Annotated in this window: 28 protein-coding genes; 7 read left to right on the forward strand and 21 right to left on the reverse strand. The window is 58.5% G+C overall.

From position 1 onward, the window contains the following. Positions 1 to 63: 63 nt before the first annotated feature. Entirely contained in the window at positions 64 to 1,080 is a 1,017-nt protein-coding gene (locus B7E11_RS23910) for an HD-GYP domain-containing protein (protein ID WP_080839514.1), read from the forward strand. Here B7E11_RS23910 and B7E11_RS23915 read toward each other — a convergent pair. The 3 genes from B7E11_RS23915 to B7E11_RS23925 form a co-directional block, all read right to left on the reverse strand. Continuing rightward, positions 1,073 to 2,230: a metallophosphoesterase gene (locus B7E11_RS23915; RefSeq protein ID WP_080839518.1), complete on the reverse strand. Its 1,158-nt coding sequence runs from the start codon at positions 2,228 to 2,230 to the stop codon at positions 1,073 to 1,075. The two genes, B7E11_RS23910 and B7E11_RS23915, sit on opposite strands and share 8 nt — an antisense overlap. A gap of 64 nt (positions 2,231 to 2,294) precedes the next feature. After that, positions 2,295 to 2,546, reverse strand: a complete 252-nt coding sequence (locus tag B7E11_RS29780; protein WP_080839520.1) for a hypothetical protein — start codon at positions 2,544 to 2,546, stop codon at positions 2,295 to 2,297. Next, the gene (locus B7E11_RS23925; protein ID WP_080839522.1) at positions 2,543 to 2,935 is read right to left on the reverse strand and encodes a hypothetical protein; all 393 of its coding nucleotides are present in this window, start codon (positions 2,933 to 2,935) and stop codon (positions 2,543 to 2,545) included. Before B7E11_RS23925 ends, B7E11_RS29780 begins: the two co-directional genes overlap by 4 nt. Positions 2,936 to 3,137: 202 nt before the next feature. Between B7E11_RS23925 and B7E11_RS23930 the strand changes: the two genes are divergently transcribed. Beyond that, positions 3,138 to 3,566: a universal stress protein gene (locus tag B7E11_RS23930; RefSeq protein ID WP_080839523.1), complete on the forward strand. Its 429-nt coding sequence runs from the start codon at positions 3,138 to 3,140 to the stop codon at positions 3,564 to 3,566. Positions 3,567 to 3,641: 75 nt separating this feature from the next. Here the strand turns inward: B7E11_RS23930 and B7E11_RS23935 are convergent, their stop codons facing one another. Next, on the reverse strand, positions 3,642 to 3,905 hold the full coding sequence (locus B7E11_RS23935; RefSeq protein ID WP_080839525.1) for a hypothetical protein: 264 nt from the start codon (positions 3,903 to 3,905) through the stop codon (positions 3,642 to 3,644). A 182-nt stretch (positions 3,906 to 4,087) separates the two neighbouring features. On the opposite strand from B7E11_RS23935, the gene B7E11_RS23940 reads away from it, so the two are divergent. Further along, positions 4,088 to 4,573, forward strand: a complete 486-nt coding sequence (locus B7E11_RS23940; protein WP_420830653.1) for a C40 family peptidase — start codon at positions 4,088 to 4,090, stop codon at positions 4,571 to 4,573. Positions 4,574 to 4,602: 29 nt separating this feature from the next. On the opposite strand, the gene B7E11_RS23945 is transcribed toward B7E11_RS23940, so the two are convergent. The 4 genes from B7E11_RS23945 to B7E11_RS23960 all read right to left on the reverse strand — a co-directional run bounded on the left by B7E11_RS23945 (position 4,603) and on the right by B7E11_RS23960 (position 7,487). Further along, positions 4,603 to 5,664 carry a CobW family GTP-binding protein gene (locus tag B7E11_RS23945; protein WP_080839526.1) on the reverse strand — a complete coding sequence of 354 codons (1,062 nt, stop codon included), beginning with the start codon at positions 5,662 to 5,664 and terminating at the stop codon, positions 4,603 to 4,605. A 62-nt stretch (positions 5,665 to 5,726) separates the two neighbouring features. Next, complete coding sequence (locus tag B7E11_RS23950) at positions 5,727 to 6,401, reverse strand: SOS response-associated peptidase (protein ID WP_080839528.1); 675 nt, start codon at positions 6,399 to 6,401, stop codon at positions 5,727 to 5,729. 120 nt (positions 6,402 to 6,521) lie between these two features. Further along, complete coding sequence (locus B7E11_RS23955) at positions 6,522 to 6,836, reverse strand: YbjQ family protein (RefSeq protein ID WP_080839530.1); 315 nt, start codon at positions 6,834 to 6,836, stop codon at positions 6,522 to 6,524. Between the two features lie 126 nt (positions 6,837 to 6,962). Beyond that, positions 6,963 to 7,487 (reverse strand): ADP-heptose synthase, encoded by a 525-nt coding sequence (locus B7E11_RS23960; RefSeq protein ID WP_080839532.1) that lies wholly within the window; start codon positions 7,485 to 7,487, stop codon positions 6,963 to 6,965. Between the two features lie 181 nt (positions 7,488 to 7,668). Between B7E11_RS23960 and B7E11_RS23965 the strand changes: the two genes are divergently transcribed. Next, entirely contained in the window at positions 7,669 to 8,607 is a 939-nt protein-coding gene (locus tag B7E11_RS23965) for a serine hydrolase domain-containing protein (RefSeq protein ID WP_080839534.1), read from the forward strand. Positions 8,608 to 8,669: 62 nt separating this feature from the next. Here B7E11_RS23965 and B7E11_RS23970 read toward each other — a convergent pair whose 3' ends face one another. Continuing rightward, positions 8,670 to 9,002 carry a hypothetical protein gene (locus tag B7E11_RS23970; protein WP_080839536.1) on the reverse strand — a complete coding sequence of 111 codons (333 nt, stop codon included), beginning with the start codon at positions 9,000 to 9,002 and terminating at the stop codon, positions 8,670 to 8,672. A 206-nt stretch (positions 9,003 to 9,208) separates the two neighbouring features. Between B7E11_RS23970 and B7E11_RS23975 the strand changes: the two genes are divergently transcribed. Beyond that, entirely contained in the window at positions 9,209 to 10,561 is a 1,353-nt protein-coding gene (locus B7E11_RS23975) for an MFS transporter (protein WP_139787297.1), read from the forward strand. Between the two features lie 244 nt (positions 10,562 to 10,805). Here B7E11_RS23975 and nfsA read toward each other — a convergent pair whose 3' ends face one another. From nfsA to B7E11_RS23995, 3 genes are all read right to left on the reverse strand, one after another. Continuing rightward, positions 10,806 to 11,549, reverse strand: a complete 744-nt coding sequence (gene nfsA, locus B7E11_RS23985) for an oxygen-insensitive NADPH nitroreductase (RefSeq protein ID WP_080839542.1) — start codon at positions 11,547 to 11,549, stop codon at positions 10,806 to 10,808. Between the two features lie 66 nt (positions 11,550 to 11,615). Beyond that, on the reverse strand, positions 11,616 to 12,362 hold the full coding sequence (locus B7E11_RS23990) for an SDR family NAD(P)-dependent oxidoreductase (protein WP_080839543.1): 747 nt from the start codon (positions 12,360 to 12,362) through the stop codon (positions 11,616 to 11,618). Position 12,363: 1 nt separating this feature from the next. Further along, a complete protein-coding gene (locus tag B7E11_RS23995; RefSeq protein ID WP_176220875.1) occupies positions 12,364 to 13,032 on the reverse strand; it encodes an MOSC domain-containing protein in 669 nt (222 codons plus the stop codon). Between the two features lie 102 nt (positions 13,033 to 13,134). Here B7E11_RS23995 and B7E11_RS29785 point away from each other — a divergent pair, with 102 nt between their 5' ends. Further along, the gene (locus B7E11_RS29785; protein ID WP_176220876.1) at positions 13,135 to 13,287 is read left to right on the forward strand and encodes a DUF6254 family protein; all 153 of its coding nucleotides are present in this window, start codon (positions 13,135 to 13,137) and stop codon (positions 13,285 to 13,287) included. Between the two features lie 280 nt (positions 13,288 to 13,567). Here the strand turns inward: B7E11_RS29785 and B7E11_RS24005 are convergent, their stop codons facing one another. Both B7E11_RS24005 and B7E11_RS29790 read right to left on the reverse strand, forming a co-directional pair. Then, entirely contained in the window at positions 13,568 to 14,296 is a 729-nt protein-coding gene (locus B7E11_RS24005) for a phosphonate ABC transporter ATP-binding protein (protein ID WP_080839549.1), read from the reverse strand. A gap of 398 nt (positions 14,297 to 14,694) precedes the next feature. Further along, a complete protein-coding gene (locus B7E11_RS29790) occupies positions 14,695 to 14,835 on the reverse strand; it encodes a hypothetical protein (protein ID WP_176220877.1) in 141 nt (46 codons plus the stop codon). Between the two features lie 200 nt (positions 14,836 to 15,035). Here B7E11_RS29790 and B7E11_RS24015 point away from each other — a divergent pair, with 200 nt between their 5' ends. Beyond that, the gene (locus B7E11_RS24015; RefSeq protein ID WP_080839552.1) at positions 15,036 to 15,782 is read left to right on the forward strand and encodes an HAD family hydrolase; all 747 of its coding nucleotides are present in this window, start codon (positions 15,036 to 15,038) and stop codon (positions 15,780 to 15,782) included. A gap of 18 nt (positions 15,783 to 15,800) precedes the next feature. On the opposite strand, the gene B7E11_RS24020 is transcribed toward B7E11_RS24015, so the two are convergent. The 7 genes from B7E11_RS24020 to lpdA all read right to left on the reverse strand — a co-directional run bounded on the left by B7E11_RS24020 (position 15,801) and on the right by lpdA (position 22,440). Next, positions 15,801 to 16,898 (reverse strand): serine/threonine-protein kinase, encoded by a 1,098-nt coding sequence (locus B7E11_RS24020; protein WP_080839554.1) that lies wholly within the window; start codon positions 16,896 to 16,898, stop codon positions 15,801 to 15,803. Between the two features lie 88 nt (positions 16,899 to 16,986). Further along, positions 16,987 to 17,304: a hypothetical protein gene (locus tag B7E11_RS24025; RefSeq protein WP_080839556.1), complete on the reverse strand. Its 318-nt coding sequence runs from the start codon at positions 17,302 to 17,304 to the stop codon at positions 16,987 to 16,989. 139 nt (positions 17,305 to 17,443) lie between these two features. Then, positions 17,444 to 18,934 (reverse strand): glutamate synthase subunit beta, encoded by a 1,491-nt coding sequence (locus B7E11_RS24030; RefSeq protein ID WP_080839558.1) that lies wholly within the window; start codon positions 18,932 to 18,934, stop codon positions 17,444 to 17,446. Between the two features lie 123 nt (positions 18,935 to 19,057). After that, a complete protein-coding gene (locus B7E11_RS24035; RefSeq protein WP_080839559.1) occupies positions 19,058 to 19,555 on the reverse strand; it encodes a dihydrofolate reductase in 498 nt (165 codons plus the stop codon). A 50-nt stretch (positions 19,556 to 19,605) separates the two neighbouring features. Next, positions 19,606 to 20,400 carry a thymidylate synthase gene (thyA, locus tag B7E11_RS24040; protein ID WP_080839561.1) on the reverse strand — a complete coding sequence of 265 codons (795 nt, stop codon included), beginning with the start codon at positions 20,398 to 20,400 and terminating at the stop codon, positions 19,606 to 19,608. A gap of 38 nt (positions 20,401 to 20,438) precedes the next feature. Further along, positions 20,439 to 20,942: an acyl-CoA thioesterase gene (locus B7E11_RS24045; protein WP_176220878.1), complete on the reverse strand. Its 504-nt coding sequence runs from the start codon at positions 20,940 to 20,942 to the stop codon at positions 20,439 to 20,441. Between the two features lie 76 nt (positions 20,943 to 21,018). Beyond that, a complete protein-coding gene (lpdA, locus tag B7E11_RS24050) occupies positions 21,019 to 22,440 on the reverse strand; it encodes a dihydrolipoyl dehydrogenase (protein ID WP_080839563.1) in 1,422 nt (473 codons plus the stop codon). Positions 22,441 to 22,442: the final 2 nt, after the last annotated feature.

Consider the following 22,442-nt stretch of genomic DNA (forward strand, 5'->3'; position numbering starts at 1 on the left):
ATTCTTCCCTCCACATGGTAAAATATAGGCGGCGTTACATTTGACGGTCAAGGGGGATGAATCGTGAATCACTTGCTAGGCCAAGTCCTCACCCAGGATGTCGTGAACGCGTACGGCGTTACGATCGTTCCCGCGAATACGACGATTAACCTCGAAGTTGTAGAGCTGCTGATCAACCACAAAATCGATCTGCTGTCCGTGTACACATCGGCTGTCGCGCCGGCCAAACCGCCCCAAAAAAGCTGCGCCCAACTGGTAAGCGATTCCGTATCCGCTTCCAAGCTGCTGTTCGAAGAGGTTCGCATGAGCGGGGACGTTCCGCTCGCGGAATTTCGCAAGCAGGTTCTCCCGATCGTACAGGAAGCCGCCGAAACGGGCAACGTATTCGAATTGTTCGAAACGATCAAAGCCAAGGACGATTATACATACCAGCACAATATCGGGGTGGGCATCCTTTCCGCCCTGATCGGCAAATGGCTCGGCATCGAAGGGCCCGAACTGACGATGCTGACGATGGCGGGAACGCTGCACGACATCGGCAAAGTCCGGATTTCATCCGAAATTTTGAACAAGCCCGGCAAGTTGACCAAGGAAGAGTACGAAGAAGTCAAAAAACATACGATTTACGGGTACGATCTGCTCAAGGACCGTAAAGGGCTGAATCCCCGCATCGCCCTCGCCGCCCTGCAACACCACGAACGCGAAGACGGCAAAGGGTACCCGCTCGGCCTTACGAAAGGAAAAGTCGATTATTTCAGCTCCATCGTCGCGGTCGCGGATATTTTCCACGCCATGTCCTCCAAGCGTCCATACCACGAACCGGTGCCGTTTTACGACATTATCGCCCAGATGAAAAACGGCCAGTTCGGCGAACTGAATCCGAATATCGTCTCGGTATTCATTCAGAACATTACGAATAAAATCGTCGGCCAGCAGGTCGTCTTGACCGATGACAGCGTAGGCGTCGTCGTCTACCGCAACCCGCACGACGAAGAGCATCCGCTCGTCCAGGTAGACGGCCGGTTTATCGATTTGACCCGGGAACGGGACATTCAAATCAAACAGATTATTATTACTTGACGGCCGTAAAGCGGATTCGCAGCTCGACGATTTCGGATCGGCTGGCAAGCCGAATCGGCGGCCCCCACGTGCCGAAGCCGGATGAGACGACCGCGTGCATCCTGCCTTTTCGCATATACCCCCAGTCCAATTCGAACAACCGGCGCGTCACGAAGTGATTCGGAGCGAATTGCCCCCGGTGCGTATGTCCCGATACGAGCACGTCGACGCCGGCCGCGGCGGCTTGTTCGTATTGGTACGGCTGGTGATCCATGACGAGGATCGGCCTTCCCGCGTCGAGCCCTTCCGTCAACCGGGCGATGGGCAGCCGTCCGCCCCCGGCTTCCGCGGTTTTGTCCTTCCGGCCGACGATTTGAATGCCTCCGCCGACCGTCACCGTCTCGTCGCGCAGAACGGGGATGCCGATTTCGCCCATTCTCCGCGCGTATTCCTCGATATGTCCGCCGTAGTACTCGTGATTGCCGAGCACCGCGTACGTCCCGAGCGGCGCCTTGAGCCTGCTTAGCCTTTTGTCCATTTCGTTGCGGACGAACGGCTCGATGTCTTCGTCGATGACGTCGCCCGGCAGCAGGATGAGATCCGGCTTGATCTCCTCCATCTTCCGCAGCAGCCGGTCCAGATGCCGGTTGCCGACGATGTTGCCCAAGTGCAGGTCGGAGGCGACGGCGACCGTCACGCTTTCGTATTCGCCCGCGTCTTTGTCCACTTCCATCGCATACGTTCGAACGATCGGATTCCAGGCGTTCCATGACCCTCTGGCCATCAGCGCCGCGAGCGCGGCGGAGACCGCCGTGCCGGCGTACGCCGCGTACGCCGGATCGTACCGGTCCGCCAGAAGCAAAACCGCCGCCCCGAGATCGGCGATCGGCAGCAGCAGGAGCGAAAATTCCATCACGGCGAAGTAGTAGGAGCCGACGACTTTGAGCCCGCGGCCGACGAAGCGCGGGCGAATCGGCAGCCGCGCGCCCAGATAGGACAAGGCGACCGCGTAAAAGACGGCCCAATACGCGGCCGTCGCCCATCCGGACGCCTCGCCGAACGCCGGCCAAAGCGCCGCGATCCAGAGCGATAAATGCCACCCGATGTAAAAATTGACGAGAGCGACGGCAGCCAGCATTCCGCCGGCAAAGAGCAGCATTCTCCAATTCATCGTTACTAGGCCCCTTTGATCGATATCATCCGCTAGAAGATTATAGCAAATCGCGGGCTATTCCTCACCCGGCCCGATCAGCGGAGTCAGCCTGCCGCGGTAAAGCAGCTTGAGCCGGATTATTTTTTTCCGTACGAATAATGGCGTCCTGTTCCTGCTGGATCGTCGATACGATATCCCGCAGCCGGTTGTCCTTGCTTTCTCCTAGCCGATGCAGCAAAAACTCGTCCGTCACTCCGCCCAAGTCCCGGCCTTCGGCATAGCTGTCGACGACTCGCTGCAGTTCGCCTTCGCGAATAAGCAAATTCCGTTTCAACGAAACCGTTCCGCCGATCGTTCCTTCGGGCGACTCGTATTGAACCGCGGATCGCCGCCGGCGAACGAATAGAACAGACTGGAAACCGGCGCCCGCCAATCGATGACGAGCGGCTGCTGCGTCTTTTCGTCGCTGACGCCGAATTTGCCGATGTAGATCGGCAACGGGCCGTCCTTTCCTTCCTCGCGAAAATCGAGCCGCCCGAAGTAAGGTTCCCGATCGCTGACGGTCAGCCGCGCCTTGCGTTCCTGTCGGTGCGCGTCCAGCACCTGCTCGGTGTAGTCGTTGCCCGTATATTTCGGACCGATGGCGTTAAGCTGTTCCCTGATTTGGCCGCGGACTTCCCGAAGCCGTTTCTCTTCTTCCATGAATCTCGATTCCGACGACATGTTCGACCCTCCCTGCGACTTTGAACACGGATCAATTATTTTATCTTACCAATCGCAGGAAATCAACCGAATATTCGAAGAAAATTGTGCGAATTTTTTGAGAAATGGAGGCGGGTCCTCCCGTTTTGCGTTTCGTTTTCATTTTAAGTGGTTTAATATAGAGGCAGGCCATAAAATCCAATCCAGCGACGAGGTGTTTGCGATGGGCTACACTCACATTTTAGCCGCATTCGACGGGTCGAATCTTTCCCGCAAAGCGTTGGAGCATGCCATCGAATTGGCAAAAGCCGCAAGCTCCAAATTGTCGGTCGTACACGTCTACAGGCTTCCGATCATGAATTCCGGAGACATGCTCATCACCGCTCCGCCAACCTGGGCCGAGCAATACGAAGAGGAGTCGTACCGGCGGCTCGAAGCGGCGAAAGAAATCGCGGGCGACGCCGTTTCCGCCGAATATCACCTGCTGCAAGGCGATCCATCGCGCACCCTTCTCGATTTCGCCGAGCAAAACGGGGTCGATCTGATCGTAACCGGCAGCCGCGGACTCGGCGCCATTCGCGAATTCGTGCTGGGGAGCGTCAGCCATAACGTCGTCCAACACGCGAAAATTCCGGTCCTGGTCGTCAAATAATCGAAGCTTTTGTCGCCGGCCGCAGTTCGGGCTCCGTTACGGAGCGCGGACTGCGGCCGGTTTCGTTTAAAGCCGTTAAGCCATGGCATCCTGGGCCGCCGCCACGAGCCGCTCGAACAACTCGTCGTTGCGGTCGATTTCGTCCTCCACCGCCACGATTTCGTCCTCGTCCCCCGACTCGTTCAAAAACAGCAGCGAATAACTCCACTCGCTTCCCTTGTCGCTCTGCAGCGTCATTTCGTACGGCTGCTTGTGCCCTTTTACGGAAAAGCGGACCTGCCCCACGTACCCCTGCACTTCATCGTGCTTCAATTCCGCGCCGATGATTTCGACTTCCATAGGGTCTCCCCCTTTCTTTTTTTATTTTCAGGCAAAAATGAAAATTTTCTTATGTTTTTCTCATGAACCGAGTTTCATCCAGTCCTGCCAAGCTTCGAATCTCTTAGAGGGAAATGGTGGTTAAGAAATACGTGATATAGTGGAGCATGTCCAAAACAACAACGACTCAGGAGGTTCCCTCTATGATGACGAATAAAGCGATTTTCAAAACGATTGCCGCTACCGGCATCGCCCTTTCGGTGATGTTCACCGGAGCGCTCGAAGCGGCGCCCGCCAAAGCCAGCGCGGCGACGGTATCGTCCACGAGCAAGGCAAGCAAGATTATTTCCAAAGGCAAGCAATATCTCGGCGTCAAGTACAAGTTCGGCGCCAAAGTCGGAAATACGAGCTCCTTCGACTGCTCGTCGTTCACCAAGTACTTGTACGGCCTGCAAGGAATCACGCTGCCGCGCACGTCCAACGCGCAGTCCAAGGTCGGCAAATATGTCTCCCGCAGCAACTTGAAGCCCGGCGACCTCGTCTTCTTCTATTCGCCGGTTCACCACGTCGCCATCTATATCGGCAACGGCAAAATTATGCACACGTACGGCTCGCCCGGCGTGACGATTTCGAACCTGAATTCCGGCTGGTGGGACGACCACTACACGACGGCAAGACGCGTCCTGTAACCGAACGCCGAGCCGCCGACGCTAACCATTTATGCGCCCGAGGATTCGACCAAACGGCGAAGCTCCCGTTCGAGCTCCCGTTTCGGAATATCCTCGCCGATGAAGACGGCCACGTCGTGGACCGTCTTTTGCGGCGTGATCCGCATAAAATCAAGCTCGCGGTACGCATACTGAAATAAAAACCGGCTGGCGGTGTCGCGAAACGTGACGATTCCCTTGGCGCGGTAAATGTTGTCGGGCAACGCCCGAAGCCAGCTTTCGAAGGCATGGCTGTCCAGCGGTCCGTCCAAATAACAGGTTGCCGCTCCGATATGATGGTGAACGTGCGCATGATCGCGGTCGTGCTTGTGCTCGTGGTCATGTTCGTGCGTGAGGTCATGCTCGCTGTCCTGCTCGCGTTGGCCGGGTTCCCGTTCGGGCTCGTCCCGATCGGCGCCCCCGCCTTTGCCGGGATTCGGCCCGTGCGCCCGCCCGCCTTCCCCGAGTCCTTTTTCGATAAACGAAAACCCGAGATCGCAGCGGACGGCCGGCACGATTTCCGCATCCGCGTTCCAGCCCCGAAGCCAATCGATCAGTTCGAGCCGCTCCGCTTCGCCGATCAGATCCGTCTTGTTCAGCACGAGCAGCGTCGAGGCGCGAATTTGCTCGATCATCAGCTTCAGCGTTTTGCCGCCGCCGATGCGAACCCGGTCCAGCAAATGACGCGCATCCGCGACCGTCGCGACAGCGGCAAGCTCGATTTTCTCGTACATGGAGGCGTCCGATACGGCATCCATAATTTCCAGCGGATGCGCGATGCCGGTCGATTCGATCCAGACGATATCCGGGCGGTGCGTCTTCGCGAGCTGCATCAGCTCCACGCCGACATCGGCGCGTATCGTGCAGCATATGCAGCCGCCGAGCATTTCCGCCATCGGGATGGAGGCGTCCACGGCCAGCCCGTCCAAATTGACGTCCCCCGCCTCGTTCATCAGTACGGCCGATCTCAGCCCCTTAGCTTCGGCCTCGTCGACCAGGCGTTTCAGGAGCGTCGTTTTCCCGCTGCCCAAAAAGCCGGACAACAAAACGACCTTTACGGTCTTGTCCAACATTCTCTCCCCTTCGCCAATGAAGAGCCCCCGCGCGGACGATCGTTGCGGGGGCTCTTCGTCATTCATCTGCGCAATGCCGCGAACGCCGCCTGGATCGGCTCCGCGCAGGCCGGCGATTCGTTCGCCGCATCGTTCACGAAAGCGCCTACGGGATACATGTCCAAGTCCCGTTCGGACAATTCCCGCACCGCCGAAAACACCTTGCGGTACTCGACGTTCCCTTCGCTCAGCCATGCGTCGATGCCGTCTTCGTCCAGCAATGCCGGCATCCGGTCGGCATAGCCTTGCACGATGCCGCTCGCCGCCGTCGTCACCATCGTGCAGGCGCGGATTTCGGCTTCGTAAACGCGCGGCCACACCTCGTAAAATCCCGGAACCGCGAACGTTCGCCGATCGCGAAACACGAACCGGACCGGCTGGCGCACTTTTCCGCTTGTCATCCAGCCGTAGAAGCCGCTGCACGGGATGACGCACCGCTGTTTGTTGACGATGCGCTTGAAAATCGACCGGTCGCCGACGGACCGGCCGTCCGCGTTGACGGCGTCTTTGGACCAGTAGGGAATGAAGCCCCACCTGGCGTCGAACAGCACGCGCTCGCTGCCGTCCTCGACGATAATCGGGATCGTCTGGGTCGGCGAAATATTGTAACGCGGACGATATTCGCTCTCCACCCTGCCGATGCCGAATTTCGCGCTCAGCTCCGGCAATTCGGCCGTTAAGGAAAACCGTTGACACATGGGACAAGCACCCGCCTTTTTCGCTAAGTCTTGTCCCAGTATTTGCTTGCGCTGCGAAATTAATGCGCGGGCTGCGGCCGTTCCCGGCCTCCGTTCGCCTTCGCCCCGACCTGTTCCGTCTTATTCCACCAGCACGGCGGTTCCGCTGACCGTCACCATCAGCATGCCGTCGCGGATCACCTCGTAATCGAGATCGACGCCGACGATCGCGTTCGCGCCCATCCGCTGGGCGTCCGCCACCATTTCGGAAATCGCCGTGTCGCGGGCTTCCTTCAATTTATTTTCGTATGTACCCGAACGGCCCCCGATCACATCGGTGATCGAAGCCAAAAAATCGCGGACGATGTTGGCGCCCAAAATCGCCTCGCCCGTAACAAGACCGTAATAACTCGTAATGCGGTGACCTTCCACGCTATTCGTCGTCGAAACCAGCACGAGAGTTCCTCCTCAAATTGAGATCGAATCCGCTTTATTTTATCATACTTCCGGCCGGTGGAACACAAACGGTTAGAAACGAAAAAAAAGCCGCCGGAACTTTCGGCAGCTTCCTGGATACCCGCTTTATTTGAAAGTTCCGTCGGGACTCGGAACGTCTTCCTCGAGCGCGAATTCAAAGTCGTCGATATCGTAAAGCAGCACCGGAATGCTGTTCTGGATGACTTTGTCCTGAAACTCGATCTGATCCGATAAAATCGGACATTGCAAGCGCAACGAAGTTAGGACGAGCTCGGTTTCGATCGGGTCCAGCATTTCTCCGTATTGCATGTTTTCCACCGCGTTGACGACAATGAGCGTGACGTGCTCGTTGATCGGCAGGGGCGGACTTTCCCGCCACGGCGCGACCAGCGCTCGCTCGAGCTTTTTCCGGTTGAACGGATCTTCGAAATAGCTTATCATTTCTTCGATTCTGGCCTTGACGTACTCGTCGTCTCCCGGCTCCGGCATGATCGGCTCCGGGCTGTCCTTCATATCGTACAGCTCCATAACCGTTGAATATGGAATCCTGTATTCGACAGGACGTTTCGGCAGAAGCAGTTGGCCGTACGTGGCCAGCATGACCGCCTCGATGACAAAACGCCGAATCATCAGTTGTTCCCTCCCGCAGTGCTGCAGATGCAAGCGTACATTGTCTCTCATTATAGCATAAAAAGACGGACGTGATGCCAACGATAAGCTATTATTAAAAAAGAATGTACGTTTAACCGCAAGCCGACAGGACGCCCGGCGTCTTTTCGCGATTTAATCCTGTAATCAAGGCGGGGGATGAATGGGCAACATGTATTCGCTGCGCCCGACGGCGCTGGACGAGCTGGACTACCGGATCCGCCAAGTCAAAATCGATGCCTGTCTCGTGCTGCGGAATCGGCGTCTCGTTTACCGGCATTACCGCAAACCCGAATTCGAGCGGGAGCCGCATAAAGTCAATTCCGTCACCAAAAGCGTGCTGTCCCTGCTGATCGGCATCGCGCTAAAGCGGGGCGAGCTTCCTTCGTTGGGCGCCCTACTCTCCGACTTCGTCGACGGCGTCCCGCCCGATAAAAGGGCGATTACGCTCGAGCATTTGCTGTCCATGTCGCCGGGCATGGAGTGGAAGGAAGCCGGAGCGTGGGGAAGCCTTCCGCCGCCGGGGGAGCATGAGACGGACTGGATCCGCTTCGTTCTCGACGCGAAAATGACGGACCCTCCCGGAAAAAAAATGATTTACAATTCGGGATGCTCCCATCTGCTGAGCGCCGTCCTCCAGAAAGCGACGGGCATGACGGCGTCCGCCTATGCCGGCCGGCATTTGTTCGCTCCGCTCGGCATCGACGACTGGGATTGGCCGTCCGATCGCCAAGGCATTTCGATCGGCGGGTTCGGCCTTAAGCTCCGTCCGGCGGACTTGCTGAAAATCGGACAATTGCTGCTTGCCGGCGGATGCTGGCAAGGGGACTTCGTCGTTTCAAGGGAGTGGATCGAGACGTCCACCCTTCCCCGCCTGCCCGCCACGGGCCGGCACGGTTTGTACGGGTATCATTGGTGGATCGACGCCGACGGCGCCAAGCAAGAGACCCGTCCGCGCGTCGTGTTCGCGCAAGGCTTCGCGGGACAATTTCTGATCCTGGTCCCCGAGGCCGACATCGCCGCCGTGTTCGCGGGCGACTTGGGAACGAAAACATTAACCCCGTTAACTATTTTTCGCGACACGATCATGAATGGCCTTTGACCCGTTCGTTCCCGGGCGCCCTGGATATCCAGGGCGTCCGCATTATGTTTTCGGCGGCCGTCCTATTCGGCGACAAGTTCGTCATTCCGCATATACACGCTTCTTCCCTTGCGGGCAAGCAGCAGCGCATCGGCAAGCTTCGTTTGCTCCTCCCGCAGCTCGACGGGCTGCCAACGGCCGATTTCCTGCACCAATTCCCACTCGGCCGCATGCCTTCCCTTGCTCGCGTTATTCTCCGGCAGCAGGGCGATTTTCCCCGAACGTTCCAGTCCTTCCAGCTTCTCGTCTTCATTCGGCAAAACGCTCCACAGCATCAATCGCGCGGTTTCTTCCCCGCCCGGACGCACATGCGACAACAATTCTCCGTTAACGCGATTCCGCAGCACGTATGGCATTTGTCAGCGCCTCCTTTTAGCCGCTCCTTATTCAACTTATTAAATCTTTATGGTCCGCATCGCATCTTTTTGCTTGCCCGGCTTCTGTCGGAACCAGAAAGGGAGCGCTTTATTTTTTGGCGTAACGCCGCGTTCATCTTCCTTAACCTATACCGGACTGTTATAATAGCTACATTTGATAGTTTGCCGCAAGGAGTGGAATGGAAATGTCGACCAGCTCGGCGACCGTCCGGCCCGCCAGCCGCACGGCCGCCATGACCAGCGTAGTCATCGCCATGCTCGTTTCCTCGATGGATTCGACGATTACGAATACGACGATGCCGACCATTGCCGACGAGCTTGGCGGAATGAGCTTTTATGCCTGGTCCTTTACTTCTTACATGATTTTCTGCACCGTGTTGACGCCGATTGCCGGCCGCATCTCGGATATGTTCGGCCGCAAGACGGTCTATAGCGTAGGCTTGTTCGTCTTTTTGGCCGGTTCGCTGCTTTGCGGCTTCGCCGACAGCATGCTGTCGCTCGTGTTGTACCGGGCGGTGCAAGGAATCGGTGCCGGACTGATTACGCCGATTCCGATGATTATCGCCGGCGATTTGTACCCGGTCGAGAAACGCGGCAAAATTCAGGCTTTGTTTACGGGCATGTGGGGATTGTCTGCGGTGCTCGCGCCGCTCGTCGGCAGCCTGTTCGTGGAAACCGTCGGCTGGAGATGGATTTTTTGGATCAACATTCCGCTTTGCCTGATCGCATGGGCGCTGCTGTTCGCCTACAAGGAAGGCTACGTGCCGAAACGCGCGTCCGTCGACGTCTATGGCGCGGCGTTGTTTACGCTCGGAGTCAGCCTGCTGCTGTCGGTTACGGTCGTCGAGCCGGCAAGCCTCGCGCTCGTTTTCGCCGTTTGCGGCCTCGGGTTTCTGGCCTGGTTTTTCTTCTTCGAGCGCAAGCACCCGTCTCCGGTCGTTCCGCTGTCCTTGTTCAAAATCAGGCCGATCCGGTGGATGGCCTTCAACCTTCTGCTCGCCTGCGCGGCTCTGTTCGGCACGTCCAGCTTCGTCCCGCTGTTTCTGCAGGACGAAGGCTATTCGATCTTTGTCAGCGGACTGTCGCTGCTCGGAATGTCCGCCGGCTGGATGCTGACCGCGGTCCCCGCCGGGAAATGGGTGCTGAAGTACGGCTACAGCCGCCTGATCGTGATCGGCAACGCGATTCTGGTCGTCTCCGGCGTCATGCTGCTGTTTCTTCGCGAAGGCGCCGGCTTTGCCTACGTGACGACCGCGATGACCGTGCAGGGGATCGCTTACGGACTGCTGTTCACGGTCACGACGATCGGGGCGCAGCAGTTCGTCGGCCCTCACGACAAAGGGATATCCACGTCGCTGCAAATGTTCGTCCGCAACATCGGCACGTCCGTCGGGGTGACAATTATGGGCGGTTTGCTGAGCCGCGCGGGCGACGACGTGCCGGGCGGCATCGCCAACCTGTTCCTGTACGGCGCCTTGATGAGCGCCCTGGCGCTTCTGAGTGCGTTCGGCATGCGGGACCCGAAGCCGGAAGCTTGAGGCCGGCGGCTTGCTCAAAGCTGAGAGCCGGGGATGCGGCATTCTCTTTAAGCAATTCGACCGGCTGAGGAAAATTCCTGCGAACTTGCAGGTTTTGCTTGAGCCGACGCTCCGATTGAGGCCGAAAGCCGCACCGCGCGCCTCGACGAAGCTTCTATCCGTTCAGGTCGAAATCGTTCGCCAAACCTCTTAGCCTAGAGAAAAATTCCGACCCGCAGCGAACGGCAAACCCGGTCTATCCCCGTTATTGTCGCAAAAATCCCTTCTCTTCCAGAAACGGCTTCATATGCATCCGGGTCGGCTTCGCGAGCCGGTCCGCCATCTGCTTGGACCAGGGCGTATCCTGCCGGCCTCCCGTCCGCTCCCGCAAATAAGCCGACATCGTTTCGTCATAGCGTTCCACTTGCCCGGCCGTTTTGCCCGCGTCATACCGGTTGCGGTGCAGGACGGCCTCGAGCGGCAAACGCGGCCGGAGCATCGGCTCTTGGGCGGGAACGCCCACGCACATGCCGAATGCCGGGTATACCCGATCGGGAAGCCCGAGCAGCTCGGACACTTCCGCTATCCGATTGCGGATGCCGCCTATATAGACGATGCCGAGCCCGAGCGATTCGGCAGCCACCGCCGCGTTTTGCGCCGCCAGCGCGGCGTCGATCGTCGCGACCAGCAGGTTCTCGGCCGAATCCTCGAACGTCGCCTCGCCCGGAGCGTGAAGCTCGGCGCAATAATGAAGCCGGTGCAAATCGGCGCACCAGACGAGAAACGCCGGACACTGCTCGACGTACGCCTGATTGCCGGCAAGCTCCGCCAGGCGGCGCTTCAGCCCGGGCTCGGTGACGGCAATGACGCTGTATGCCTGAACGTTGCTCGAGCTGGAAGCCATCTGGCCGGCCGCGACGATGGCATGGAGCTTGTCCTCGCCGATCGGATCGCTTGCAAACTGGCGTATCGAACGGTGGTTCATCAGCAGGGATAACGTTTCGTTCAACTTCGGGTTCCTCCTTCTTGCGCGCCGCTGCCTGCTTTCCGCGCAACTCGCTCGCGTTTCGCCTTTTTACGGCTCGTAAATCATTTTCCGCGTCATCCCGCCGTCGACGGTCAAATTGATGCCGGTCACGAAGTCGTTGGCCGGATCGGTCAAATAAAAGCAAGCCCGGACGATGTCGTCCGGCGTTCCGACCCGCCCGGCCGGATGCTGCTCATGATCCCGTTCGCGCAGAGCCGCGTAATCGCCGGTTTCGATCCAGCCCGGGCTGACGGCGTTGACGCGAATCCGGTCGGGTCCCAGCGAAACGGCCAGCGCATGGGTCAGCGACGCGATCCCCCCTTTGGAGGCGGCGTAAGCTTCCGAATTCGCTTCGGACATCGCATGGCGCGTGGAGCAAATGTTGACGATGGAGCCGCCCCTTCCGCCTTCCTTCATTCGCTTTGCCGCTTCGCGGGAGCACAAAAACGTTCCGCGCAAATTAATCTGCAGCACGCGGTCCCACTCTTCGAGCTCCAATTCCAAAGGCGATTTCCATATGCCGATTCCGGCGTTGTTGATCAAAATATCGATCCGCCCGAACGCCGCGATCGCGGCGTCCATCCATTCCGCCGCCGTCTCCGGACGGGTCAAATCCCCGGCGACGAACGCCGCGCTGCCGCCGGAAGCCCCAATGTCGCGCGCCAGCTCGGCTCCGCCGCTGTCCTCCGTATCGCCCAACACGACGTTTGCCCCGCGCTCCGCGTAGGCCCGGGACAGATGGCGGCCGATGCCGCCGGCCGCGCCGGTAACGACGACCGTACACTCCCGAAACATATCATCCCTCCCCGCTCAGCTTGCCCAGCCGGGCGCTCAATTTATCCTTCCAGCCCTGGGACAGCGCATCCGCCTGAAGCACCCGGCGAATGCCTTCGGCATTCCCTTTGTCGAAAAACATGATCCGGTTCACTTCGGAGACCGTCACGGCGCGCTCCGGACGATCGAGCAACACGAGCTCGCCGGCGTCGACCGCCCCCGTCTCCAGCACGCGAAAATAAAACCCCGTCGCTCCGGATTCCAGCACGAGCGCGGGAAGCTCGTCCAGCCCCCATTTCATCGCCAGCTTCCAGCACGGTTGGCGGGGCTGGCTGATCTGCAGCTTGACGGCCCCGAGCGCGTATACGTCCCCGATGCAAACGTCGGCTTCCGTCACGCGATCCAGCGTGAAATTTTCCCCGAACGCCCCGTAGTCGAGCTTGCGGCGAAGCACCTTTTCCCAATGTCCGTAATGGGCGCGGCTATACGCGCAAATCGCCCGGTCGGGTCCTCCGTGGTTGACCAGATCGGCCTGTTCGTCGCCCTGAAGTCCCGTCAGGCCAAGCCGCGTCGGTCCTTTCACCGCCTTTTTGAAAATGCCGGATTTCGTTTCCTTATTTTTGTATACCCCGGTTTCCGCCAGCGAAACATTGACCGAAAGCAGCGGAAAACGGACGGTTGCCGTCGACATATCGTTTCGTTCCCTCCATCCAATTCCGCTTGAAGTATAAGCGGCCGTCCCGCGTGCCACGATAGGTACGCAAGCGAACACGACGACCGGGAGGTGGTACGGTTGACTTCGTCCAAACGAAGAAAAGAGAGCGCCTGGAAAAGCCGCAAGCAAGCTCAGCATCCGCACGGGCCGATAACGTCGCTGCACGACCTGGCCCGGCAGGACGACGCGGGCAACGCTTCCGGGCAAGAGACGCCGCCGTCCGCCGAATAAGGCGAATCGCGACGCGCGCATGTCCGGAAGGGCGCCATCGCCATTGCGGAGGCGCGCGTCCGTTTTTTTCATCGAACGTCATCGTCATTTCATGCGTGCGTCGCCCTGCGGCAGCCGAAGACGCCGGTTTCCGCAAAGCAAAGTCCGTCTTGATGAAACCGTTCCCATCGACACCGGTACGCCTCCGCGCCGCCGCCGTTTCCGGAGGGAAGCGCTCCGCCTCCAGCCGAATCGCGAGGCCCATCTCCTCTTGCGAACGAGAGCGGGCGAATTTCCGGCGTCAAGACAGCTTCGCCTTCTCCGCCGCGGTCAGCCGGCGTCCCCGCGCTTCGATCACTTGCCTTCCGCCGTTGAGCCCCCAAATTTCGTCCGCGAACTTTTCGGCCAGCTCCAGCCGGTGCAAGGCCATTACGATCGTCGCTCCGTTTTCTTTGGCGAGCTTCCGCAGCAGCGCCATAATATCCTCCGCCGAATGCGGATCCAGTCCCGACACCGGTTCGTCGGCGAGGAGCAGCTTCGCCCCGTGCGTGATCGCCCTCGCGATCGCCACCCGCTGGCGTTCGCCGCCGCTCAGCTTTTCCGCCTGCTGATGCGCGCGGTCGATCAAGCCGACCGTCTCCAGCGTTTCCATCGCGCCCATGTAATCGTCGTTGCGAACCATGCCCGTAAATCTCCGGAACGCGGACACTTGACCGACCGCCCCGATCAGGACGTTTTTCAGCGCCGTTTTTTTCTCGTGCAATATCGGCTTCTGCTCCAAAAACGCGATCTGCCTGCGCAGCTTCCACTTTTCGATCGCGTTGCTTTGGCCAACGTTTCGGCCGTCGAACCAATATTCGCCGCTTGTCCACGGATCGCGCAGCGCCAGACAGCGAAGCAACGACGACTTGCCGCTTCCGCTCGGTCCGACAATCGCCAGGAACGTTCCCGGCTCGAGTTGACCATGGATTCCTTCCAACACCTTTTTTCCTTGCGGTAGCTTGCGGGACAAGCCCTTGATCGTAATCATTGCCGCCATGACTCCTTCTGCCGCGAGTGGTGCTTCGCTTTTTTCTATAAATCTAGTTTATTTCATTACGGAACGCCTTTCCATACGAACAAATGTTTGCTATAATAAAAACAAGAACATCCGTTCTGTATCCTTTTGGGCAAAGGTGGAATGATGGATGGTAACCTGCGAACATTTCCGGTATTTGGAGCCTTCGAGGGGAACCCGCCCGTCACGAGATCTGACCTTCAAATTTTACTCCGACGGGAAGTTGATTATTGTCGACAACGATAACGGGCACATGGTAAACCCCCGCGAGCTGAGCGGGGGCAGTTACGATTTTTATGTGCGCCAGCGACTGGCCTTCATCCGGAGAGACCTTCAGGACAAAATCCGCAAATACGCTTGACGACGCCGCTCTACGAATTTTCGTTCTTGTCGATTTGGTTCAGGTTCGGAGGAAGCCGCGACATTTTGTTCGATTTCGGCGTAACGGCTTCCTCCTTCCGATTCGCTAGATTTTGCCTGTCGTCTGCTTTCGTGCTGCGATTTTTGGGCATCGTATTCGCCTCCTGTTTCCCCTTCTTTGGCATGATTTCACCATGCACCAACGTAGTGTGCCTCCTCCCCTTCATTTACAAACGCCCGATTCAAGGCGATAATGAATACATCCCGGTCGACCCGCCGACACTTTCCGTCAGGCGGATCGATATGCTGAATTAGCCAGACATCCGACGTTTGGTTTGAAGGAGTCGAAAATATGAAGCAAAACATTTTGTTCGATCTGGACGATACGCTGATTTATTGCAACAAATATTTTCACGAAGTGTTGAAGCAATTCGCCGATGCGATGCTCGAATGGTTTTCGCCGTTCGGGGCGACGAGGGAAAGCATTGTCGAGAAGCATACGGAAATCGATATCGCCGGAGTCAAAGTACTCGGCTTCCAAAGCGAGCACTTTCCGCAATCGTTTGTCGATACGTACCGATTTTATGCCGGCCGGCATGGCGTGGACGTCGACGCCAAGCGCGAACAATGGCTGTGGCAGCTCGGAATCAGCGTTTACGACCACGAAGTCGAGCCTTATCCGCATATGGAGGAAACGCTGGAGACTTTGATTGCGGAGGGACATCGCCTTCATTTGTATACCGGGGGCGAGCCCGCGATTCAACGCCGGAAAATCGAACGAATGAGGCTCGAACGCTTTTTTCAGGACCGCATTTACGTTCGCCAGCACAAGAACACGACCGCTTTGCGCGCGATCCTCAAAAGCGGAAGATTCGATTTGGATCGCACCTGGATGATCGGCAATTCGCTGCGAACGGATGTCATGCCGGCGCTCGAATGCGGCATTCACTCGATTTATTTGAAGCGGGAAGAAGAGTGGGCCTATAACGTCATCCCGATCGAAGCTTCGCCGCAAGGCGCGTTTATTACATTATCTTCGCTCAACGAAGTGCCTCCCGCCATCGGAAATTACTTGGTCAAAATGAAGGAACCGGGCTGAAGTCGCTCCGGTTCCTTTTTATAATTCCGATAATTTTTCAAAAATTTGCCGAACGCCGTCCGACCACTTCGGATCTTCGGCGTACGTACGGTTGAACCAGGCAAAAGGTTCGGCCCCCTCCGGCCTGCTCTTGCCCAGCTTGGCGATCAGCTTGGCGGCGATCGCGGAAGAATCCGCGATGTCGGTGTTGTAGTCCTGCCAGCTGTGAAACACGTTAAACGGATTATTGGCGATTCGCTCCGCCCTTTCGTGCGATTTCGGCACAAAGCCCTGCTCCTGTCCGGTAATCGCAAACAGCAGCAGCGGATGCACGTCGTAGCGGCGAGCGCTTTCCACGATCGCTCCGAAATAAGGCTCGTCCGCCAGCATCGAATCGCGGCCGCGCAAATATTGCTTGACCGCTTCGGCATCGAACTCTTCGTAGGTCAGCCAGTCGGGCATGCCAGCGTCTTCTTCGATCGGCGTTTGGACGGCCGCCGTCTCGGCCGGAGCCGGAACCGGCACGTTTGCCCGTTCCGCCCCCTGCCGGCTTTCGACCGAAATCATCGTGCCCGCCGCAAGCCCTCCCGCCAGCGCAAGCAGCGACAGAACGCCGATCGCCTGCCGACGCGGCGGAAAGAGCCTCCTCCCGACAGCCGCCGGTTCCGACTCTTCGGGCGCCAGGCTTCCCGCAAAACCGATCGTAGAAGCCGCGCGCCGATCGTCCGGCAGCGCCGCGGGCCGCTCCATCGCCGCCGCGGGAGAAGCCGTCCCGCCGCCGCTTATTCTCGCGGCGATTTCCCCGGCGCTCCAGCGCCCCGGAGAGCGCTCGTTCGCCCATCGCAACAGCGGCCCGACCAGATCGACTCCGAGCGGCCGCATCTCGGCGCAAGCGTCCAGCACGTCCTCCAGGCCGACCTCGCGCCGCTCTTTCACCAGGCAGCGCCGGATCAGCTCGTCGGCGAGCCGTTTGCGAACCGCTTCGGGCAAATCGGGCAGCCGTCGATACAAGGCGTTTCTAACCGCGTCCGCTACGATCTCCGCCTTGCGGCTGCCGGGCAAAGGCTCGTATTTGGTTTGGACATAACGGCGGATAACGCGAACATCCGTCGGCGACAGCAGCGCTGAGCTTTCCATCTTCGTCCTTCCCCCATCTTCCGTTCGGCTCTCCTTGTCCAAGTGTACCACAAAGGAAAGTTTTGGGGGAAGCGGGTCCCGGCCGCCTTCAGCCCGATACCGCGTTTGCGATCGCCGACTGCACCGGCCCGCTTCGCACGAAAGCTTCGATCTGTTCTTTTTCAAAAACCGTGAACTGGTACTCGCAATCGATGCCTTCGTCCTGCGGAACGATTTGGATCGGATCGCCTCCGTGCGTGCAAATGACGAGCGCCGTAAGATCGATCAAATCGTCCGGAACGGCGCTCCCCTCGGCCAGCTTGAACCGAAGCTCGACATCCACCCACATCGCGTCCCTGCGCTCGACTCGCGGCTCGAAGGATGCGAAACGCAATTCATGGAATCTTTCGTCTCCGTAACGGATCATGCCGATTTCTCCCTTCAAACGGTACGGTCAATTTAGGACCTTGGAAGGCCTCTCTTTCGCAAAATAAAGAGGCTGCTCCGGCGAGCGGCCGAAGCGCTCCGGAACAACCCCCGTCAATCCGTTTATGATTCCCGTCTTCTTACGGAAGCATCGTCGATCCCATCAAATACTTGTCGACTTCGCGAGCGGCTTCGCGGCCTTCGTTGATCGCCCACACGATGAGGCTTTGTCCGCGGCGCATGTCGCCGGCGGCGAACACTTTGTCGACGTTCGTCTTGTATTTACCATACGAAGCCTTCACGTTGGAGCGGCGGTCCGTTTCAAGCTCAAGCTCGTCGATGATCGTCCGTTCCGGACCTTCGAAGCCGACGGCGACAAGCACGAGATCGGCCGGCCATACTTTTTCGGTGCCCGGGATTTCCTCGTAAATTTTGCGGCCTTGCTCGTCCACGTAGCGGCGGATTTGCACGGTGTGAAGCTCCTTCACGTTGCCGTTCTCGTCGCCGACGAACTTCTTCGTAAGCACCGAGAACGCCCGCGGATCTTCGCCGTACAAAGCTTTCGCTTCTTCGTGCGCGTAGTCCAGCGTGTACACGTTCGGGAATTGCGGCCAAGGGTTGTTCACTTGATCGCGCGTCAGCGGCGCCTTCGCATGGGTGCCGAATTGGGTGACGCTTTCGCAGCCGTGACGGAGCGCGGTGGCCACGCAGTCGGTGCCCGTGTCGCCGCCGCCGATGACGATGACGTGCTTGCCTTTGCCGGAAATGTACGTGCCTTCGGCAAGGCCGGTATCGAGATAGCTCTTGATCGTCGAGTTCAGGTAATCCATTGCGGGGTAGATGCCCTTCAGATCCGCGCCCTCGATGTTCCCCAGACCGCGAGCCCGGGTCGCCCCGCCGCACAGCACGACGGAATCGAACTCCTCCAGCAGTTGCTTCGAGGAAATGTCTTTGCCGATTTCCGTGTTCGTCACGAACGTGATGCCTTCCGCGGCAAGCAAATCCACGCGGCGCTGCACGATATCCTTCTCCAGCTTCATCGTCGGGATGCCGTAGGTGAGCAATCCGCCGAGGCGGTCCGCCCGTTCGTAGACGGTTACGGTGTGGCCGGCTTTGTTCAGTTGCGCCGCGGCGGCAAGGCCGGCCGGGCCGGAGCCGACGACGGCAACCTTCTTGCCCGTGCGCGTCTTCGGCGGCTGCGGAACGACCCAGCCTTCCTCGAACGCACGGTCGATAATGGCTTGTTCGATCGTCTTGATCGTGACCGGATCGCCGATCAGGCCGACCGTGCAGGAGCCTTCGCACGGAGCCGGGCAGACGCGTCCCGTAAACTCCGGAAAGTTGTTCGTCTTGGCAAGGCGTTCGTAAGCTTCCTTCCACAATCCCCGATACACGAGGTTGTTCCATTCCGGAATGAGGTTGTTGACCGGACAGCCCGAAGCGTTGCCCGCAAGCTCGATGCCGGTATGACAGTACGGGGTTCCGCAGTCCATGCAGCGGGCCCCTTGGGTGCGAAGCTGATCTTCGGAGAACATCCGGTGGAACTCGTTCCAGTCCTTAATGCGCTCTAGCGGATCGCGATCGCCCGGAAGCTCTCTTTTATATTCCATAAAACCCGTAGGCGTCGACATCATTTATTCCTCCATCTGTCGATTGTTCACAAGTTCATCTTTTTGCTTATTGATAGAAAATGCTATCAAACATTCCGATGACTCAGAATGGATTATCCTCTCAATAGTTTGCACTATTCTTCTTTAAAGGCTTTCATCGGCGGCGCGAACGTATTCGCAAAACGCGAACGGCCAGGCGTTTTTCTCGTCGGCGGCGACCGGCGTTCGGGAGACGAGGCGCCATGCCGACTTGTCGAATTCGGGAAAAAACGCATCCCCGTCCACCTCGGCTTCGACTTCGGTCAAAAGCAGCCGGTCGGCCCGATCCAGCGTCTGTCGGTACACTTCCTCTCCCCCGATGACCATCAACGGTTCGCCGGCGTAACGCTTCAGCGCCTCCTCGATCGACCGGACGAGAACGCAGCCCTCCGGCGCTTCCGCCATCGATCGCGACAAAACGACGTTCGTCCGGCCTTTCAGCGGCCGTTTTAGCGAACGAAACGTGCGGCTGCCCATCAGCACGGGCTTGCCCATCGTCTGCGCCGCGAAAAAGGCCATGTCCGCGGGCAGGCGCCATGGCAAACCGTTGTCCGCGCCAATAACCCCGTTGCGGGCCACGGCGGCAATCAACGTGACGGACATCCGCACGACCCCCTTTGATCAGTCAATAGTCCTATCATACCATAAAGGTCCTAAACTGCGACAGGTGCTTTAATGGAAGGATGATGCTTGTAGCCGACGAATTCGAAATCCTCGAACGCATAGTCGAAAATGCTGTCGGGCTTGCGCTTGATGACGAGCTTCGGCAGTTCGAACGGTTCCCGCTCGAGCTGAAGCTTCACCTGCTCCAGGTGATTGCTGTAGATATGCACGTCTCCGCCGGACCAGATGAATTCGCCGGGCTCCAGATCGCATTGCTGGGCCACCATATGGGTGAGCAGCGCGTACGAAGCGATGTTGAACGGAAGGCCTAAAAACGTATCGACCGAGCGCATCGTCAGCATGCACGACAGCTTGCCGCCCGCCACGTAAAATTGAAAGACGAAATGGCACGGCGGCAGCTTCATTTGCTCGATTTCCGCCACGTTCCACGCGCTGACGATATGCCGCCGGGAATCCGGATTGCGCTTGATCGCCTCGATCACGTTGGCGATCTGGTCGATTTTCCGGCCGTCGGGAGCTTCCCACGCCCGCCACTGCGAGCCGTATACCGGTCCGAGATCGCCGTTTTCGTCCGCCCATTCGTCCCAAATCGAGACCCCGTTCTCCTTCAGATAGCGAATGTTCGTTTCCCCTTTTAAAAACCAAAGCAGCTCGTGAACGATCGACTTCAGGTGAAGGCGCTTCGTCGTCACGAGCGGAAATCCTTCGGACAGATCGAAACGAAGCTGACGCCCGAACACGCTGATCGTCCCCGTCCCCGTCCGGTCTTCCTTCTTCGTTCCATTCTCGAGAATATCCTTCAGCAATTCCAAATAGTTGCGCAAACCGAACACACCTTTTTTGTGTTTTATATCTAATTGTATCACTCTCTGCGGTCTTCTGTCGACGAATAACGCTGCTGCCTCCGTATTTTTCGGGCCGCGTAACGCTCCGGCGCGCTCTCGAAAAGCTTGCGCTGCGCTTCCGTTTCGGGAACGACCTCCGGCACCTCGGCCGGCTTCCCGTTCTCGTCCACCGCGACGAACGTGCTGAACGCGGTGACCGTCACTCTGCGTTCGCCGGTTTCCAAATTTTCCGCCCTCACGACGCAGTACAGCTCCATCGAGGTGCGATGCGTCCACGTAACGAACGCTTCCAGCTCGATCGCTTCGCCCATACGCACGGGCGACATGAAGTCGAGACTGTCCGTCGAGGCTGTGACGACTCTCCTTCCGCAATGGCGCATCGCCGCGATGACGCAAATTTCGTCGATGTCCTGCATGAGCGAGCCGCCGAACATCGTGCCGTGGTAATTCGTGTCGCCGGGAAAAACCAGCCTCGTTTTAATGGAACGGGACGAACTCATCTTTTTGGCGGGCAAATGCATCGGAAATCCTCCTTGAGGTGCAGCAAAACCGCCCAACCGTAAAGATCGGGCGGTTTTGAACGAGTCAAAGGTTCATTTATTTGCGGGGAGCGACCGTGTGGATCGGGTGTCCGAGCGCGAGCTCGGCCGCATCCATCGTAATTTCCCCGAGGGTCGGGTGCGCGTGAATCGTCAGCGCGATATCCTCGACCGTGGCGCCCATTTCGATCGCAAGGCCAAGCTCCGCGATGATGTTGGACGCCTCTACGCCGGCGATTTGCGCGCCGAGCACGAGACCCGTGTCGGCATCGGAAACGATCTTCATGAAACCGTCCGCGCCGTCGAGGGTTACCGCGCGGCCGTTGCCGCCGAACGGGAACTTGCTCGTCTTGACGTTCAGGCCTTTTTCTTTCGCTTCTTTTTCCGTGTAGCCGACGCTTGCGCATTCCGGATCGGAGAACGCGACGGCCGGGATGCATTTGTAATCGACTTTGGACGGAAGTCCCGCGATCGCTTCGGCGGCCACCTTCGCTTCGTAGGAAGCTTTGTGCGCGAGCGCCGCGCCCGGCACGATATCGCCGATCGCGTAAATGTGCGGGATGCTCGTGCGGCATTGGTCGTCGACTTCGATCAGGCCGCGGTCGGTCATTTTGATGTTGATCAGGTCAAGACCGAGCTCTCCGTCCGTGTTCGGACGACGGCCGACCGTTACGAGCAGATAGTCGGCCGTAACCGACTTCGTCTCTCCGCCCACTTCGTACGTGACGGTAATGTCCTTGTCGGTTTGCTCGGCGCTCTTGGCAAGCGCTCCATTGACGATTTCGACGTTGTTTTTCTTCAGCTTCTTGACGACCAGCTGGCTCATGTCCTTGTCGAAGCCCGGCAGAATCGTGTCCGCGCCTTCGAGGATCGTCACTTGCGTGCCGAATTTGGCGTACATTTGGCCGAGCTCGATGCCGATGTAGCCGCCGCCGATGACGACGAGGCTCTTCGGCAGCTCTTGCAGCGACAGGGCTTCCGTCGAGGACAGGATGCGGCCGCCGAACGGGAACGCCTTCAGCTCGATCGGACGGGAGCCGGTCGCGATGATGCAGTTTTTGAAACGGTAGCGCGGCGATTCCTGGTCGTTGAACAGCCGGGCTTCGTTTTCGTTGATGAACATCACTTCGCCATTGAACATTTGAACCTTGTTCGCTTTGAGCAGCATTTCGACGCCGCCCGTCATTTTGTTTACGACGGAGTTTTTATAGTCTTGCACTTTGCCGAAGTCGACCGCGACATGGCTTGCGGACAGGCCGTACTTGTCGGCGTGCAGCATTTCTTCGTAATGGTGCGCGGAATTGATCAACGCCTTCGAAGGGATGCAGCCGACGTTCAAGCAAACGCCGCCCCATTTCGCCTTGTCGGCGATGATGACTTGCTGGCCGAGCTGCGCGGCGCGAATGGCGGCCACGTACCCGCCGGGTCCTGCGCCAATGACGAGAAGGTCGATATCGATAGAAGCGTCTCCTACTACCATGG

The sequence above is a fragment of the Cohnella massiliensis genome, assembly GCF_900169535.1.
Taxonomy (GTDB): Bacteria; Bacillota; Bacilli; order Paenibacillales; family Paenibacillaceae; genus Cohnella; species Cohnella algarum.